Genomic DNA, 16591 nt, shown 5'->3' with positions numbered 1-16591 from the left:
ATATGTCCACTCAGAACAAAAAAAATAACCGACGTAAATTCTTGAAATCATCAACCCTAATGGCTTCGGCAACTGCCCTAACTCCCATCCTTGGAAATTCCTTTGGAAATAAGACAAATGGGAATGAAAGTCCATTTTCAAACCATGGTAAAATTATAGGTCATGGAGATTTTAAGTATCGCATCAACAAGGAATGGGGCACACAAGACCTTGATAAATACCCCGTTATGGATTGCCATGAAATGGTTCAAGATAAAGCCGGTCGTCTTTTACTACTTACCAACCATCCGAAGAATAACATGATCATATATGATAGATCCGGCAAGGTATTGGAAACATGGACCCTTGGTCTCAATGGAGCCCATGGGCTAACCATTTCAGAAGAAGGTGGTGAAGAATTTCTTTATATAGCCTCCACAACCGACCATAAGGTGTTCAAAACGGATTTGAAAGGAAAAATTCTTTTGGAGCTAGACTATCCCAAGGAAACCGGCAAATATGATTCTCCCGACAAATACCTTCCAACAGAAACTGCCATTGGCCCAAATGGTGACATTTATGTATCAGATGGATATGGCCTTGACTATATCATGCAATACAATGCTAAAGGAGAGTTCATTCGGTTTTGGGGAGGAAAAGGTGATGGACAAGACAATTTCGACTGCTCCCATGGTATAACATTGGATAATAGGGACAAAGAAAATCCTACCTTATTGATTACCTCAAGATCCAAACAAGAATTTAAGAGGTTTACATTGGATGGACATCACATAGAGACCATTCCTCTGCCGGGCTGTTGGATATGTAGACCCGTCATTAAAGGTGAGCATCTATATTTTGCCGTTCTGGTTACAAAAACTTGGGGGGCTTATGACGGCTGTGTTGCCGTCTTGGATAAGGACAATAAGGTGGTATCCTTGCCAGGAGCTTCCGCTCCAATTTATGAGAATGGATTATTGAAAGCACCTGATTATGATGATTTTTCATTCTTGAACCCCCATGATGTTTGTATTGATGATGATGGGAATATTTATGTTCCGCAATGGATGTCAGGCAGGACCTATCCATATATGCTGGAGCGGCTGCACTAAGCTCAAAAATATTAAATTGTTGGGGTGAGGTGGAAAACACTTCATGTTGCAGGAAAAGCTAGTATGTATTTGTGCTTCAGGTTGAGGAAGAGAGGTACATATTTGTGTGATTGGGAAGCGAACATTTTTACATTAGATATTCGCCAAATTGATAACCACCTACTAAATTTAAATCCCTTTGAAGTATTTTTAAATTATTACATGTTTCACAATGGAGATTATTGATACTATTTATAACGAAATCATTGGCTTTTTGGGAATTTCTAAGGCCTGGGAAATTTTACAGGAAGGAAATTATAGTGCATTTAAAACTTTTGATGGCATAGTCTCGCTTATTTATCCCATCATCCCATTATTGCTGATACTGGAGTTTATTTTAGGGCTTATCTACAAAAAGCCGGATACCAAGGTCTACAAGGTCAACTTCTTGATTTATCTGTTCAATAGGTTTGTAGGTAGGTTCATAGCCATTGCCATGGTAACCCTATGTATCGGTCTATTTCAAAAATATGCCCTTTTTGAGACTAAAATGACTTGGTATTGGTTCATTTATGGTTATATCGTCTGGGAGTTTGCGCATTTTCTATATCACTACTGGGGGCATAAAGTACGATTACTATGGTGCCTCCATTCTACCCACCATGCTGCTGAAAACATGAACCTTTCCGTGACCTATGCCCATTTCTTTTTGGAAGCACCTTATGCGGATACCATCCGGACCACCGTTTGTATCCTATTGGGAGTACAGCCAGAGCTTTTGTTTTTGATCATGTTTGTTGACGGAACTTATGGTGCCTTTATCCATGTGGGTGAGAATATGATCAAAGATGCCAGATTCGGTCCCTTGAACAACTTTATGCTCACTCCTTCCCATCATCGTGTACATCATGCCAAAAACCCTTTGTACATGGATACCAACTTTTGTAATCTCTTGAATATTTGGGATCGTGTTTTTGGCACCTACCAAGAAGAAAAAAAAGAGATCAAAATAGAATACGGAATTACCAGAGAAATGGATTCAGGAAGTTTTCTGAATGTTTATTTTGGGGAATTCGGTGCCCTATTCAAGGATATTATTAAGGCGCCCAAAATAAAAGACAAGCTTTTGTATATTGTCATGCCCCCAGGCTGGAGTCACACAGGAAATCATAAGACGTCAAAAATGATAAGGGCAGAATTTTTAGATAAAAACTATTCTGTTGCAGAACGAATAGAATAGTCAGATTTTTAACCAAAATTATCGTTTACCTTAATTTAAGGGACCAAGATAAATCAGGTCACTTTTCAGCAGGGCGAGTTGATCAAATCTTGAAAAATTGCTTTTAGTTCTTGGTGTCCGGGCCCATAATTTCCTTAGTCTTGACAGTTTCAAATATATCAAAATAGGTGATTTCCATTTTTTGATAGATGGGGAAAATATTTTTTAAACGCTTCTCAAAACTCCAGAAATCATAGCAGGAACTTTCATTTGATTATGGGACTATGTTGCATCAAATCTTGAATGAATTATTACAATTTCGCCCTTATATTTAATTTGAATCTAACCAAAGGGCTGCTCATAATACCTTTTTCCGGTTGCTTTGTACAACGCATTGGCCAAGGCTGCCATTACTGGTGGAAAAGCTGGTTCGCCCAGCCCGGTCGGATGCATATTATTTTCAATGAATTGTACTTCTACAGTTTTGGGAGCTTCCAACATACGGATCATTCTATAACGATCAAAATTTTGCTGCTCTAGTACCCCTTCCCTAATGGTCAAGTTCCCAAATAGGGCATTTCCTATTCCATCAACCACGGCTCCCTCTATCAAATTGATGGCCGCATCCGGATTCACCACAATACCGCAATCCACGGCGCAGTAAACTTTTTCAATTTTAGGCTGTCCATCTACCATCCTCAATTCCAATACCTGGGCCACATAGGTATTATGACAAAAATAGGCTGCCACGCCTCGATGGACATCCTGCTTTTGGGTATCCCAACCCGACATTTTTCTAACCAATTCAAGTACCCCCGCATAACGTTCTGCCTCGTAGTCATTGTTCTCTCCTACTGGTTTTTCCATAGCTCGTTGAAGCAATTCCAATCGAAAATCTATGGGGTCTTTCCCTAATTTTTCTGCTAGTTCATCCAAAAAAGATTGTTCGGCACTGGCCATAAAATTAGACCTTGGTGCTCGGAATGAACCTACAGTTAGGTTCGATGAAATTTCCCAATCCTCAGCCAAATAATGGTCCAAGGTACCCGCAGGAAACCGATCTGCGTATAAGGGACTTTCCGGTATTCCTCCTGCGTTTACATGCAAAGCCAACAACTTGTTGTTGTCATCCAAAGCGGCGCGGTAGGTGGCTCTGTATGCTGGACGGTAAATTCCGGATGACATATCATCTTCCCTGCTGTATATCAACTTAATAGGAACCTTCATTCTTTGCGAAATGATACCCGCTTCTACCAACCAATGTGCATAAGACCTGCGACCGTAGCCGCCTCCCAATCGGGTCATTTTAATATCAATTTTTTCCAAAGGAATACCCAATCGATCCGAAAGCGTCTTTTCGGTATATTCCGGTTTTTGTAGCGGCCCTTCAAAATGGGCCACATCTTCGGTTACATGGGCAAAAAAGTTCATGGGCTCCATACAGTTATGGGCCAAAAATGGAGCCGTATAAGCTTTTTCAACAATCTTGAAAGCCGATTTAAAATAGTGTTCGGGGTTACCGTCCTTACGCTGTAGATTCCCATTTTTACTACTCATTTTCAACATTTTGTCTGTATGATCAGTAGTATTTTCCAATCCTGATGGGAAAAACAGTTCTTGTTGGGTACCGAACCTATCCCTAACCACAGTTTTCTCAGGAGCCACCTCCCATTTGATTACGGATTCCAATTTCTTTTTGGCCTGAAGTACTTCCCAAGTAGATTGGCCAACTATTGCGACTACATCCATAAAAGTACAGGTGTCGAAATATTGCCAAACATACTCGTCATTATAAGTTTTTACTGGATAAATGTCTTTTATTCCGGGCATCCCCAAAACTTCAGAAGCATCAAAATCAACCAATTTCAACCCAAATGCCGGCGGGTGAATGATCATGGCAATCAACATTTTTTCCTTGTGAATGTCGATCCCGTACAGGGGCTTACCCATCACAATATTCTTGGTCTCCACATTCTTTTGGGAGCTGCCGATGATGGTAAAGTCTTCAACATTTTTAAGCTTAACTTCTTCTGGAACAGCAACTTTTGATGCTTCCTCAACAAACTCACCATAACTTGCAGTGCGGTTACTGGATTTATGAATAACCATTCCTTCGGATGTAGTGATTTCTTCAACAGGAACCTGCCAAGCATTGGCTGCAGCCAACAAAATCATCTGTCTTGCTGTGGCTCCGGCCATTCGAAGTGTATCCCAACTTTGGCGTATTGCCTGGCTTCCACCAATAAATTGACGTTGGTAAAGTTTGGTGTCCAATGGGGCTTGTTCCACGGTAACTTGGGTCCAGGCAACATCCAGTTCATCGGCCACTATCATGGGCATGGAAGTCTTAACATTTTGCCCGCCTTCCGGATTGGGTGACATAATGGTAACATGTCCATTTGCATCGATTTTGATATAACCATTAAGTTCCGTAAAAGGTCCAAATGCTAGGTCATCCAGATTTTTAGCATCTTGTTTACAGGATACCAACCAGTTAAACCCAAGGATAAATCCACCACTCGCCATTGCGGTCGACTTTACAAAAAACCTTCTGTTCATGTTCATTTTTTCCATTGCCAATGTTTAGGTTTTAGTTCATATACTTCAACATCTTATGTGATACGATCGATCATTCTTATCTAACCCAACTTTTCCTTGAAGAAATCAATGGTTCGTTTCCAGGCCAGTTCCGCTGATTCCTTGTCGTATCTCGGGGTTGTTGTATTGTGAAAACCGTGATTCACGTTTGGATAAACGAAAGCTGAATATTCCTTTCCATATGCCTTGAGTGCCTCTTCATATGCGGGCCATCCGGCATTTACCCTTTCATCCAAGCCTGCATATTGTAGCATCAATGGGGCATTTATCTTATCGATATCCTCGGTGGGTTGGCCTCCATAAAAGGGTACCGAGGCAGCCAAATCAGGCACTTTTACAGCCATCATATTCGATATCCATCCACCGAAACAGAAGCCCACAACCCCAATTTTTCCACTACAATCCTCATGTGCCTTTAAATAATCAAATGCGGCAATGAAATCCTCCAACATTTCATTCCTATCCCTTTTTTGCTGCATGGTACGACCCTCGTCATCGTTTCCAGGATAACCTCCAAAAGGGGTCAAGGCATCTGGGGCAATCGTAATAAATCCAGCCAATGCCGCTCTTCTTGCGGTGTCCTCAATATAGGGGTTTAGGCCCCTGTTTTCATGCACCACTACAATTCCGCCCAATTTGCCCTTGACATCCTTGGGTTTTGAAAGTAAGGCTTTCATCTCCCCTCCACCTTTTGGAGAGTTATAGGTGATATAGCTAGAATCAAGATTGGGATCGTTCTTGTCCACCAACATGGTATCTACATAATTAGGCATCAAAAAGCTCATCAGGGAAGCTACGGTGATTCCCCCAACAGCGTATAGCCCTAATTTTTCGATGAATTCACGACGTTGAATCTTGTTATGGGCATATTCATCGTATAGGTCGAACACCTCTTGTTTGATGTCCTCTTTTTTTAAATCTTTCATGATAGTATTGTTTGTGTTAATTAATTTTATAAAGCATTATGGATCAATACTCAACGCATTGATTCAGTATAATTTTTTATACAAAAAATATGAAGGTAGCTCCATCAAATTGGAGCATATGATTTTACGGCCACGGAAAGAAATGCTGGATGCACTGAAATCGCAAGGCTATTCCAATTTTATGGAAATCACGATTGGGAATCAGCCGTCAACATTTTGTTTAAAGTAAATGAAAATTACCCAAATCATAAAATTTTTCCGTGAACAACGGATTTGATCATCTGAACTACGGGTAGATTCATCAAAGAATCGAAGAATGAAGCCAAACTTCCAATTGAATTAATAGATTGGAGAAAAGTTAATCGATGTATTTGAGAAATATAAACTTGATTCAAACCCAAGGACAATCCTTGAGGTTCTTCCCGATTTTTTTCGACAATTTCAAATAGGACCAATTTGCAAACAGTGAATTTTCAATAGAATAATTACAGTTGAATTTGCTGTTTTTTAAAAGAGCATACTGTATGCAAATAAGAAAAGAGTTACATCATAAAAAAAGTTGTAACCCTTTGATTTTCATGCCGGGGTGGCAACAACTACATCCGATTTATATACATCTAATTATCAATGTTTTAACACCTTAGCCTCAAGGGCATTCCCGTTAAGAACACGGAAAACAAAAAACAACTTTTTGAACACAATTTTCATCTATCCATCCATCTATAAAAAATAATAATAGTTGAGCTATTTGTTTTCGACTTAAAGAGTTCAATTTTTTGTTTTCAACTTTAACTGCTGGTCTATGTGGGTAATGATCGAAACGTGTTTGCTAATTTTAAGGAAATGACCTGTTTTAGCAACTTCAATAAGAATTTAACGCTATTATTACTATCTATACTTCAAGGATAACTGCCCCAATTGCCATATAATCTTAATGGAGTCCTTCATGGACAATTTTGAACCATCGGCATGTATCCATCGCTTTAAAGGTTGCTCGCAAATAAGCGAAGTGGCCTTTTCCTTTCCATACATTTTACCCATTCTTATAAAGATTTCCACGTCGAACAACCATCTGGTCTTGAAAGGTTTGTCAAAAACGGAGGCAACAGTGTTAGGTCGCATTACTTTGGCACCACATTGGGTATCTTTGAAAGGCATTCCCAATATTTTCTGTATAACCAGATTAATGGTCTTGCTTATGATCTTTCTTGCCGATTCCTTGGTGATGTCAGCACCCATTCTACTGATTCTGGAACCACTGACAATATCAAAGTGCGACCCTTCAATAGTTCTTACCAATTCATCGAAATCCGCAAAATCAGTGGAAAGGTCTGCATCCAAATACCCCATATAATCAAACTGCCCATCTTTGGCCAGGTGCAGGATTCCTTGCCTTACCGCTTCGGCCTTACCCCCATTTTGGACACAATCATAAATACTGATACTATCTTCATTACCTTTTCTTATTTCTTCGAGAACTTTTAATGTATTGTCCGTACTACCATCATTCACAAAGCAAAGATGATACCCTGGATGGCGCCTGGCAAAATCTTGAAATTCCTTTCCGCTCAAACGATCTTCTTCATTATAGCACGGGATAACAACACCTACACAATGCTTTTGAATCAATTGTGTTTCTTTTTTTACAGAACGTTTCTCCAATATTGGAGGTCCAATGGTTCGTTTTACCCTGGCCACCATTTCATCCAATCCGATGGGTTTTTTCATGTAATCTACAATACCCATTTCAAAACCATTGAGAATCACCTTTTCATCATTATTTCCTGACATAACCATGATTGGAGTATTCAAGTCAATGTCTTTCAGCTGATCAATGACTTCCAAGCCTGTCATTTCTGGCATGTTCATGTCCATGATCACCAAGTCGGGCTTAAATTCTTTGAAGATTTCTATTCCTTCCTTTCCGGTGGTAGCGGTCTTTACTAAATAACCGATTTCTTTAAGTTTCTTCTGTACCGATAGCAGTATCAGCTGCTGATCATCTATTGCTAAAATTTTCATAGGTTAAGGTTTTATGTTTATGATCAAACTTGGAGCAAAACTATCTCAAGTTGACGTCACCTCATTTCCAAAAAAGTTGGAAATCAATTAAGTGTAGACGAACGGTAAAATTGGGTCGATGGATAGTTCGCTGGTTTTTCAACAATATTTAGACCTTTAAACTGTTATATTTTCTGACATATTATTATGCAAAAACAAACCAACATAACCTTGGCCATTGCGCTGGTATTTGGGCTAATTTTTCATGGGGTAACCATCTTTTTTACCTTGGAAAGCACCTATGATGCCCTTATCCACCTTTTTTTTGCCGACCATTATGCCAACAGCTGGTTCGAGCCGTGGGATTATCGTTGGTACACAGGTTTCACGGTACAGGGATATCCACCTTTGGTTCATCAGTGCATAGCCCTGCTCTCCTATATCGGGGGGTTAAAGTTTGGGATGTTTACCACGGCATTGCTGATCATTGCTTTGTTCATCACCGGAGCGTATCGATTCGCTTTGGTCATTACCGCTAACCGAAAAATAGCTGGCTACACAGCATTACTTGCTGCATTTTCCAGCATATTTTTAGAAACCTTGCACATATTTGGTCAATTGCCCAGTTTGATGGGCATCTCTATTTTGATGCATGCAATGCCGGAAATCTACATGTGGATCAAAACTGGAAGAATGTTTAAACTGTTATCATCGTTGTCTATGATTGCAGTAACGGTAACCTCACATCATGTCACTCCCATCTTTGGAATGGTCTTTTTTATCTTCCCTTTAATTGGGTTGGTGGTTATGGATGCCTCCAAAGAAGCAGTGGAAATTAATACCAAGATCACTTTCAGGATATTTCTGCAACAGTTCAAACGTCTTTTTTGGCGTATTGTCTTTTTTGGTGGCGGTTCTTTGGTAGCCATTGTAGGTTGTATATTACCGTATTGGATCAACTCCAAAAGGAATCCGATTACCCAAGTGCCAATTCCGCATGGATCTCGTGACAACTTTCTGGAAGTTACCTCTTCTGGATTAGTGTTCTTTTTGATTCCCTGGGGGACATTATTGTTTATCCTGCCATACCTGTTTTACCGTTTTTACAGCAAGCGATTGTTATTTTTTGGTCTGTCCTTTTCCATGCTGACATTGCTTGGAACCGGAGGCACAACTCCGCTGCCCAAAATGTTGTTGGGCGATACTGCTTTCAACATCCTTACACTCGACCGTTTCACGTTATGGGCCTCCATTATGTCTTTGCCTCTATTTGGAGAGTTTGTGTATCGTTTGGTGGAAGGCGACATCAGGGAACAACTCCTTAAAGCATTTAAAAAACCATTGCACTATGTGTTGGCCGGTGGATTGGGAATCTCATTCATCGCCGTGGCCATATTTACCATGAGCCTCAACTATTTTAGGCCATCGCAACCACAACGGATCAATATGCTACCCATTATCAATTTCCTGAACCAAGATCAACATGATCAATGGCGCTATTTACCTTTAGGGTTCGGAGATCAAATGGCATGGCTCTCCGCACAGACCAATGCCATGACCGTTGATGGGAACTATCATTCTGCACGAAGGTTGCCCGAACTGACCACAAGGGCCATTGAACGACTGGAAAATTCAAAGTTCAGGGGTGTGGAGGGTATTGGTTCCCTGCAACAATTTTTGACCGTTCCGGAGAAATACAATCTCAAGTACATTTTTTCCAATGATAAGTTCTACGACCCTATTCTCTATTTCTGCGGATGGCAACGCTTGCAGCAACTCGAAAATGGCATCATGGTCTGGGAGCGACTCAATATTTCCCCTTTGCCCAAGGTAATTCCCAAAGAAGATGTGCCCAACTTCTTGAAGCTCATGTGGGGACTGATTCCTGTAGGCACTTTGATTCTGGCGTTTATAATCAATATTCAACTGCCGTGGTACTGGAAACTTAAGGGAAAAGCTGCCCCAGTGGACGATTATCTTCATCACGCACCTAAATACAATGGAATTTCCACAGGACTATCGTTGGTAAATGGAGCTTGGGCCATTGGTATTATCGGTATCTTCCTTTTTGGCATTTATCATTTTTATTTGGACAATGCTAGACAAATCAGTGCCGAAAATGTTGTCAAATCCTATTATGATGCGCTGGATTTTAAAGAATTTGAACGGGCACACTCCTATTTGGACCCTGATGAAGACGTGAGCCTATCCCAATATATGTTGGAAGTATCGGTTACAGACGGTTTATTAAGCTCCTACGCCAAGATGGATTCCATTGGCATTATAAAGACCAAGGAGACCAAAAATTCGGTGGATATCGAAGTGGCCACTAAATGGATAACCCCATTGGAGAAAGTAGACCGGACCTATCAACATACGGTTGTCAAAAAGAACGGGCAATGGTACATCAAACCAAAAAAAGTGGACAACGATATTCCGCCCAACCAGTTGATTGCTTCCAACCAAACCCAATATTACAACCACGGACGGAGGCGCATCACTACACAACAGACCTATCATGAGGATATTTTACGCCAACCCCTTTTGGAAGTATTATCAGCAAAACTGGTCAAATTCCACGGAAGTTATAGTATTGTTGGTGTGCTTCAAAATATTGACAATGTGCCTGCTGATGTTTCCATAAAAGGGACATTGTACAACGAAAACGACAAACAATTGGCCCAACACGATGTTAAATTCCACGTTAAGCATAAGCTCATGCCGAAGGAAACCACATCGTTCCGCATAGATTTTGAGGGAATCGCCTGGTCATCCACGAAAGACACCTTACCCCCTACTTTTGACCCCGACCAGTTTACCCCGGTCAGTTTGGAGGAACAACCCGTCACTTTTGATTTGCAATGTGCAGGCAATATAGCCACCACCGACCTCTACAAATCTGTTGCACTCCAAGAATGGAGTATGGAAGAAGAAGTTTTAAAAGGGACGTTATTTAATTTTGGCACCCAAGAGGTGACCATTCCCCAAATCTTGACCTCCTACTATTCCAAAAATGGAGAGATTTTGTGGTTGGAACATCATTTTACATTGGATGGTATTCGTATTCAACGGAAGCAACCTTTTGAAATGCAGCTGTTGGATTTGAGTGAACTGGAAATCATTTCGGAGGGATTGGAAAACTGTTACGTAAACGGCTTGCCCAATGCTGAAATTGCGGAACTGTACTTTTCCGATAGAAATGAGCAGCTCAAATGGGAGATGATGCGCCCATACAATGGGAAAGGTTTTGGATATTTTCAGGTGGAGTTGAACAATTATATTGGAAATCCTAAATAGATGAGGTGGAAGCAATACATGTGGCTTATGGTTTTTGTGGCTTTGGGTTGCTCCAAATCCCCTGATGCTCCTTCTGAGAAAATCCACGATACCATAAAACTTATCTCCACGGAAAGAGAATTTACTGCGGGTGACTCCATTGTCCTCAAATTTGATGGAAAGGCAACAAAACAGTTGCTATTGATACAAAATGGCTGGGGAACTATAGCATTGCGGCCAGATTCCACTAACACGGATTTGACCTTTACCCTCCCCCAAGCCATAGCCCAAAAAAGTGGTTTTGTCCATTGGATCTTGCTTCTTCAAAAAGCTAAAGTAGCTGAAGGAAGTATCGATATTCGCCCCAGTAACATATTATCCGAGTCCATGGAATCCTATATTGGTCCTACCAGCATCTTTGCCGATAATCAAGATCAAGCAATGATTGTGTCACTACCTCAGGACAGCTATGGAAATGCCTTGCCTGATAGTACCATTATAGCGCTTACCGAGAAATTCAAAAATAACCAAAACAATTCATCGATGACCGTAAAGGATATGATTGCATACTCCTTTGTGGGTGAACATAGTGAGATCGGTGAACTGTTCTTGGGCACAAGTTTAGAAAATCAAGTGTCTAAAGAGTTTACGGTAAGTGTGCTGCCCACCAAATCGGCGGACTTCAACATCAGAATGGAACGACAGCACAACTTCGCCGATGGCAACCAGATTGTTTCTTTTATCACATCTATCATTAAAGACCGAAATGGAAATACGGTCGCCGATGGTACCATGGTCAATTTTGTGATAGAGAACGGTTCTGGCCATCAATTTCAAACCTATGGCCAGACCTTGAACGGGATTGCAGTAGGGAAAATGCTTCATCCGGAAACACCGGTACAATGGACAGTGAAAGCACACATCAGCGGTCTATCACAAAGTAATGGTTTGGAACTTACCTTTGAGGCTGCCGTCAAGGATTACTCCGTTCTTATTTCAAAAAATGGAAGAACCATAACTGTAGGGCCCATTCTTAGTTACATGAAACAGTGGGTTCCCGATGGGTTGGGCATCCATCTAGAAATAAAAAATCCAGATGGAGAGTCGTTGCTCAGAATACTGACAACATCCAGAAAGGGAATGGGCAAGTTTGAGTTGCCGGAAAACCTGAATGCCAACGAAAATACCGTTATTATCACCGTTGCAGGAATTGAAAAAAGAATAAAAGGAACCATAAAGTAATGGTAAAGAAGAATCTATATCGTGCATTGCTCCTATTGAGCTTTTTGGCCGTAAATGCGGGAATCATTTATGGATTGGCTGCCGCATGGTCCTTTTTGAATACCGGCGCGGACAAATCCGCCATTCTTCACATAGGTGATACCATAGAACAGGCCTACCAACCCAAAATCACTTGGACAATAGAGGGCCAGCGTGGACGAAAAATTGCCAAACAGGCCCTTGGGGAACTTGAAAAAGATTACCTGAATGCTTGGTATGTGAAAAATATTGCCTTGAACTCCTATGATCAATTGGGCATAGCGGATTATTACACCGAAGATGCGAGAAAACAGGTCGAAAACTTGGTCAAAACCAATCAAACCAACAATATCAAGGTTGAGACTACTACTCTATCGCATCACCCACAACTTGAGTTCTATAGTTTGGATGGAAAATTGGCAGTGCTGACCGATATCGATGTGGTCCAGTTCGAAAAAGTATATACCGTTGGGACCTTAGTACACCAACAACGAACATCCCATAGTTATAAAGCGATTTTGATGTTGGAGGACGGCTTTTGGCGTATCCGTCAAATGGTTAAGATTCCCAATCCGGATTTAACTCAAAATGAATCTAAACAGCTTTCTTTTGATATCAAAAAATGGAAAGGCATCAACTATTATCCAAAGGATAATCCTTGGAATATGTTCGGAAAGAATTTTGACATGGAGGCCATTTATGCTGATTTTGAAACCATTACAACCCTAGGCTTAAATTCGGTTCGGGTATTTGTACCCTACGAAGGTTTTGGCGGTGCCTCGGTAAAAGAAGAGATGTTGGGACAACTGGAAGAGCTCTTGGACATTGCCCAAGAACATAATCTCAAAGTGCTAGTGACCCTCTTCGACTTTTACGGGAATTATGATCTCATGGATTGGACATTGACCCATCGTCATGCTGAAACCATAGTTACCCGATTGAAATCACACGAAGCCTTATTGGGCTGGGACATTAAAAATGAGCCCGACTTGGATTTTGAAAGTCGCGGGAAGAATACTGTACTCGGGTGGCTTTCGGAAATGGCGCAACAAATCAAACAGAACGATAGCATTCATCCCATTACCATTGGGTGGTCCACTCCAGAGGCTGCATTGCACTTGGCAAACGAAGTGGATTTTGTCTCCTTTCATTATTATGAAGCACCTGAAAATTTTAAGGAACGTTTCTTGGCTTTGAAGGATTCCGTTGACGCCAAACCTTTGGTTTTGGAAGAGTATGGAAAATCTAGCTATAGCGGCATTTGGAACCTGTTCTCCAATTCCAAGGATGACCAAGCTACCTACTACGAAAAAATGCAAGCTGTTCTTACAAAGGAACAACTCCCTTATTTTATATGGACCTTGTACGATTTTGAAACCGTGCCGACTTCCGTGGTGGGTCGGAAACCATGGCGAAAGGCGCCACAAAAGCATTTTGGACTGATGGATTCCGAGGGCAAAGAAAAACCTGCCTATCGTATAATCGATATAAAAAGAAAAGGGGACGACTAATTAAAGCCGCCCCCCTTTCACACTTAACCTAAAACCTATGCGATACTGGTTTTTTCAATACGTTGCAGTTTATGGGCCTTGGGTTGTTTCAATCCCTTTTTTGATTGTATCGCATTAAAATGGTCTAGGTACATTTCGGTGATCTTGGACATGGGCAGAGAACAGGCCGCTTTGTAGTTTTCTTTACCTAAATGGATTCTATAGTTCTCGTTGGTCAATATGCTTTCCAGGGCAGTTGCCAATGACTCCACATTTTCTGGCTCAAAAAATTCCCCGCGATAGCCTTCTTCCCTAACCAAGATGCCAAGGTCTCCCAAATCGGGCAATACCACTGCCTTACCATAGCTTCCTGCTTGGTGCAACACCCCTGAGCTTCCTGTTGTCGAGGTGTACGGGAAAACCACTACGGCACTGTCCCCGAATATTTTAGGTACATCCTCCTCTGCTACATATCCTGTAAAACGAAGGTTTTCAACGTGACTGTAAATTTCTTTCATACCCTCCAAATATCCTGGTGTATTCGGACTATCGGTTCCTGCAATTACAATTTCAATGTCCAAACCGGACTTATAACGCAACATTTCCACTGCCTCGATCATTGGCTCAATCTTTTTATAGGTCCCAAACTTTCCAAAGGCCATTACTTGCATCGGTCCTTCTGGTAAATCATATTTGGGTGCAGGTGGTGTTTCAAAAGAACCGTGTGGAACCAAAGCAACATTATTAGCCTTGTATTTGTCCTCCAAAATGGTCTTGTACTTGCTAATGGTTACTGCCAACACATCAGAAGCCAATACAAAATGTGTTAATGTGGTTCCGATAAAGTTGTATATTTTTTGAAGGAATCCATTCTGGGTAATCCCGGCATTTTCCAAATCTACCTGCTCCAAAATATTATGCAATAAGGAGATGGTAGGGATACGCATCATTTTACAAACGAAAGGCAACAATAATCCAAGAGCGGCGGGAATCTTTTTATCGCCAAATTTCAGAAACTGAAGATTGAACAATACCGCATCCGGTTTTTCTTTTTTGATGGCCTTGGCTACTTTGTACAGGTTTTTAATATCGTTAAAGCTCCAACATTCCTTTACGGTAATAGGACAGCCTTCTTCTTCGAAGGATACATCCTTTGGTGCTTTGGTTACATCGGTAAGCAGTACAATTTCGCTCACTTCATCTTGGAGCCTAAAATGTTTTACCAAATGGTAGCCGTACTCGGTTAAGGTGACTTTACTTGGCGGGTATGCCGTTACAATTGCTAGTTTCATAAGGTTAAGTTTTTAATTCCGTTATTAGATTTTAGTGATACAAATGTCCGCATAACCCATTATAAAAAAGCCCGTTACAAGATGGTTGGACCTAAAGTGTAGACGAATGGAAATGATGGAACGATTAAGCAAAAACCTATAAAAAAGGGCCTGAGAACAACATGTGCCCTCCAGCCCAACGCTTGCCCTCTAGTATAGGGGAACGCTATCTCCTGTTAGACAAAAAATAGCCTATTTGAGCGGCAAGCAAAACCAACATAACCAAAATTTGCAGCTGCACTACTTGAGCTAGGCTACTGTGAAAAAACGCAATCAAAACTATTTGTGACACGCCCAAGATTGCTGAAAACCAAATGGGCCTGTATTGATCCAAAGACAAAAAGTAATATGTAAAGATATTTGCGACCGCAAACAGCGAAGTCGCCAGGGCATATTGCCAAAGCAAAGAGGCCATGGATAAGTAGGCATCCCCAAAAAGTAAGGTAATGATCAATTCGGGGAATAGGGCACATACTACCACAATTACCGAGGACAATAATCCGATGTACCCTACATATTTAAATAGGATATGCCCAGTAGGTTCCCCCTCTTTTTTGAGTCGGACCACGGTGGGCAACAACAACATCACAAACATCCAGGCCACAAAATAGACCACCCGTCCTATCAGGGCCAAGGATGCATAAAGTCCGGCTTCTTGTGCTTGAAAAAAGTGTTTTACCAAAATAATATCACTATTGTTGATGATTATCTGGGTAAGCTCGTAGCAGGCCGTAATCAACATAAAGGCGCGTACCTTGTTCCATTCCAAATCCGTGCTCTTAGTTCTATCAACATGCAACCGTAGCTTTTTAAAAGGAACCAAGCCTAAGGCCAAGGAACCAAGAATTCCAAAGGACACCAATACCCCAAAATGATCACGAACAATGAAAAAGGCCAAAAGCGTGATGAGCAATCTTCCCCACATTTCAGATTGATAGGAAATGGAAAGTTTGGCAAAGGACTCCTCTCCTTGGTATTGACCTCTATTGACACTCATTACAAAGTAAAATGGCACTCCGATTCCAAAAATGCGGAACATCAAAGCATTTTCCGTTTGTAACATATTTTGAAGGAAAGGTGCGGCAAAAAACACCACACCTCCCAATATACAACCCATCACAAGGGCAAAAACCCCGATACGGTTTCTAAAAGAGTCCCATTGCTTCGAGGGAAGAGCAGCCACAAACTTGGCCGTTACCAATTGAAAGGTCATCCCCAAAAAAGAAAGTACCAACAATAAGGTTACCAATAAAGCTGCATCCGCAAAGGCCTCTGGACCCAAAATACGGCCCAATAGCAAATTATAGATGTAATTCCCCCCATTGACCAATAGGGCACTCAACATAAATAGCTGCTGAGGGGAAACCCGCTTTTTTACGATACTAAACACAGCCATGGCTCAGAATATTTGAGGTTTTTG

10 protein-coding genes are annotated in these 16591 nt (G+C 41.1%); 5 read left to right on the top strand and 5 right to left on the bottom strand.

What is annotated here, in order from left to right; genetic code table 11:
* Positions 1 to 2: 2 nt before the first annotated feature.
* Together LKX84_RS14375 and LKX84_RS14370 are read left to right on the top strand one after the other, a co-directional pair.
* Positions 3 to 1091, top strand: a complete 1089-nt coding sequence (locus LKX84_RS14375; protein ID WP_228237840.1) for a 6-bladed beta-propeller — start codon at positions 3 to 5, stop codon at positions 1089 to 1091.
* A 211-nt stretch (positions 1092 to 1302) separates the two neighbouring features.
* On the top strand, positions 1303 to 2310 hold the full coding sequence (locus tag LKX84_RS14370; protein ID WP_228237839.1) for a sterol desaturase family protein: 1008 nt from the start codon (positions 1303 to 1305) through the stop codon (positions 2308 to 2310).
* Positions 2311 to 2631: 321 nt separating this feature from the next.
* Here LKX84_RS14370 and LKX84_RS14365 read toward each other — a convergent pair whose 3' ends face one another.
* The 3 genes from LKX84_RS14365 to LKX84_RS14355 form a co-directional block, all read right to left on the bottom strand.
* The gene (locus LKX84_RS14365) at positions 2632 to 4863 is read right to left on the bottom strand and encodes a xanthine dehydrogenase family protein molybdopterin-binding subunit (protein ID WP_228237838.1); all 2232 of its coding nucleotides are present in this window, start codon (positions 4861 to 4863) and stop codon (positions 2632 to 2634) included.
* Between the two features lie 65 nt (positions 4864 to 4928).
* Positions 4929 to 5813, bottom strand: a complete 885-nt coding sequence (locus tag LKX84_RS14360; RefSeq protein WP_228237837.1) for a dienelactone hydrolase family protein — start codon at positions 5811 to 5813, stop codon at positions 4929 to 4931.
* A gap of 888 nt (positions 5814 to 6701) precedes the next feature.
* The gene (locus tag LKX84_RS14355; protein WP_228237836.1) at positions 6702 to 7835 is read right to left on the bottom strand and encodes a response regulator; all 1134 of its coding nucleotides are present in this window, start codon (positions 7833 to 7835) and stop codon (positions 6702 to 6704) included.
* A gap of 186 nt (positions 7836 to 8021) precedes the next feature.
* Here LKX84_RS14355 and LKX84_RS14350 point away from each other — a divergent pair, with 186 nt between their 5' ends.
* Genes LKX84_RS14350 through LKX84_RS14340 form a run of 3 tightly spaced genes read left to right on the top strand, consistent with a single transcriptional unit; the run spans position 8022 to position 13861 of the window.
* Positions 8022 to 11111, top strand: coding sequence for a hypothetical protein (locus LKX84_RS14350; protein ID WP_228237835.1), 3090 nt, complete (start codon positions 8022 to 8024; stop codon positions 11109 to 11111).
* Complete coding sequence (locus LKX84_RS14345) at positions 11112 to 12332, top strand: hypothetical protein (RefSeq protein ID WP_228237834.1); 1221 nt, start codon at positions 11112 to 11114, stop codon at positions 12330 to 12332.
* Positions 12332 to 13861: a glycoside hydrolase family 2 TIM barrel-domain containing protein gene (locus LKX84_RS14340; RefSeq protein WP_228237833.1), complete on the top strand. Its 1530-nt coding sequence runs from the start codon at positions 12332 to 12334 to the stop codon at positions 13859 to 13861. The genes LKX84_RS14345 and LKX84_RS14340 overlap by 1 nt, the downstream gene beginning before the upstream one ends.
* A 35-nt stretch (positions 13862 to 13896) precedes the next feature.
* Here LKX84_RS14340 and LKX84_RS14335 read toward each other — a convergent pair whose 3' ends face one another.
* Together LKX84_RS14335 and LKX84_RS14330 are read right to left on the bottom strand one after the other, a co-directional pair.
* Positions 13897 to 15132 carry a glycosyltransferase gene (locus LKX84_RS14335; protein WP_228237832.1) on the bottom strand — a complete coding sequence of 412 codons (1236 nt, stop codon included), beginning with the start codon at positions 15130 to 15132 and terminating at the stop codon, positions 13897 to 13899.
* 205 nt (positions 15133 to 15337) lie between these two features.
* The gene (locus LKX84_RS14330; RefSeq protein WP_228237831.1) at positions 15338 to 16567 is read right to left on the bottom strand and encodes an oligosaccharide flippase family protein; all 1230 of its coding nucleotides are present in this window, start codon (positions 16565 to 16567) and stop codon (positions 15338 to 15340) included.
* Positions 16568 to 16591 lie beyond the last annotated feature (24 nt).

Origin of the sequence: Allomuricauda sp. M10, from assembly GCF_020782875.1 — a bacterium.
In the GTDB taxonomy this organism is placed as follows: Bacteria; Bacteroidota; Bacteroidia; order Flavobacteriales; family Flavobacteriaceae; genus Flagellimonas.
Note: the sequence above shows the minus strand (reverse complement) of the source record. Positions and strands in the feature narration are given on the sequence as shown.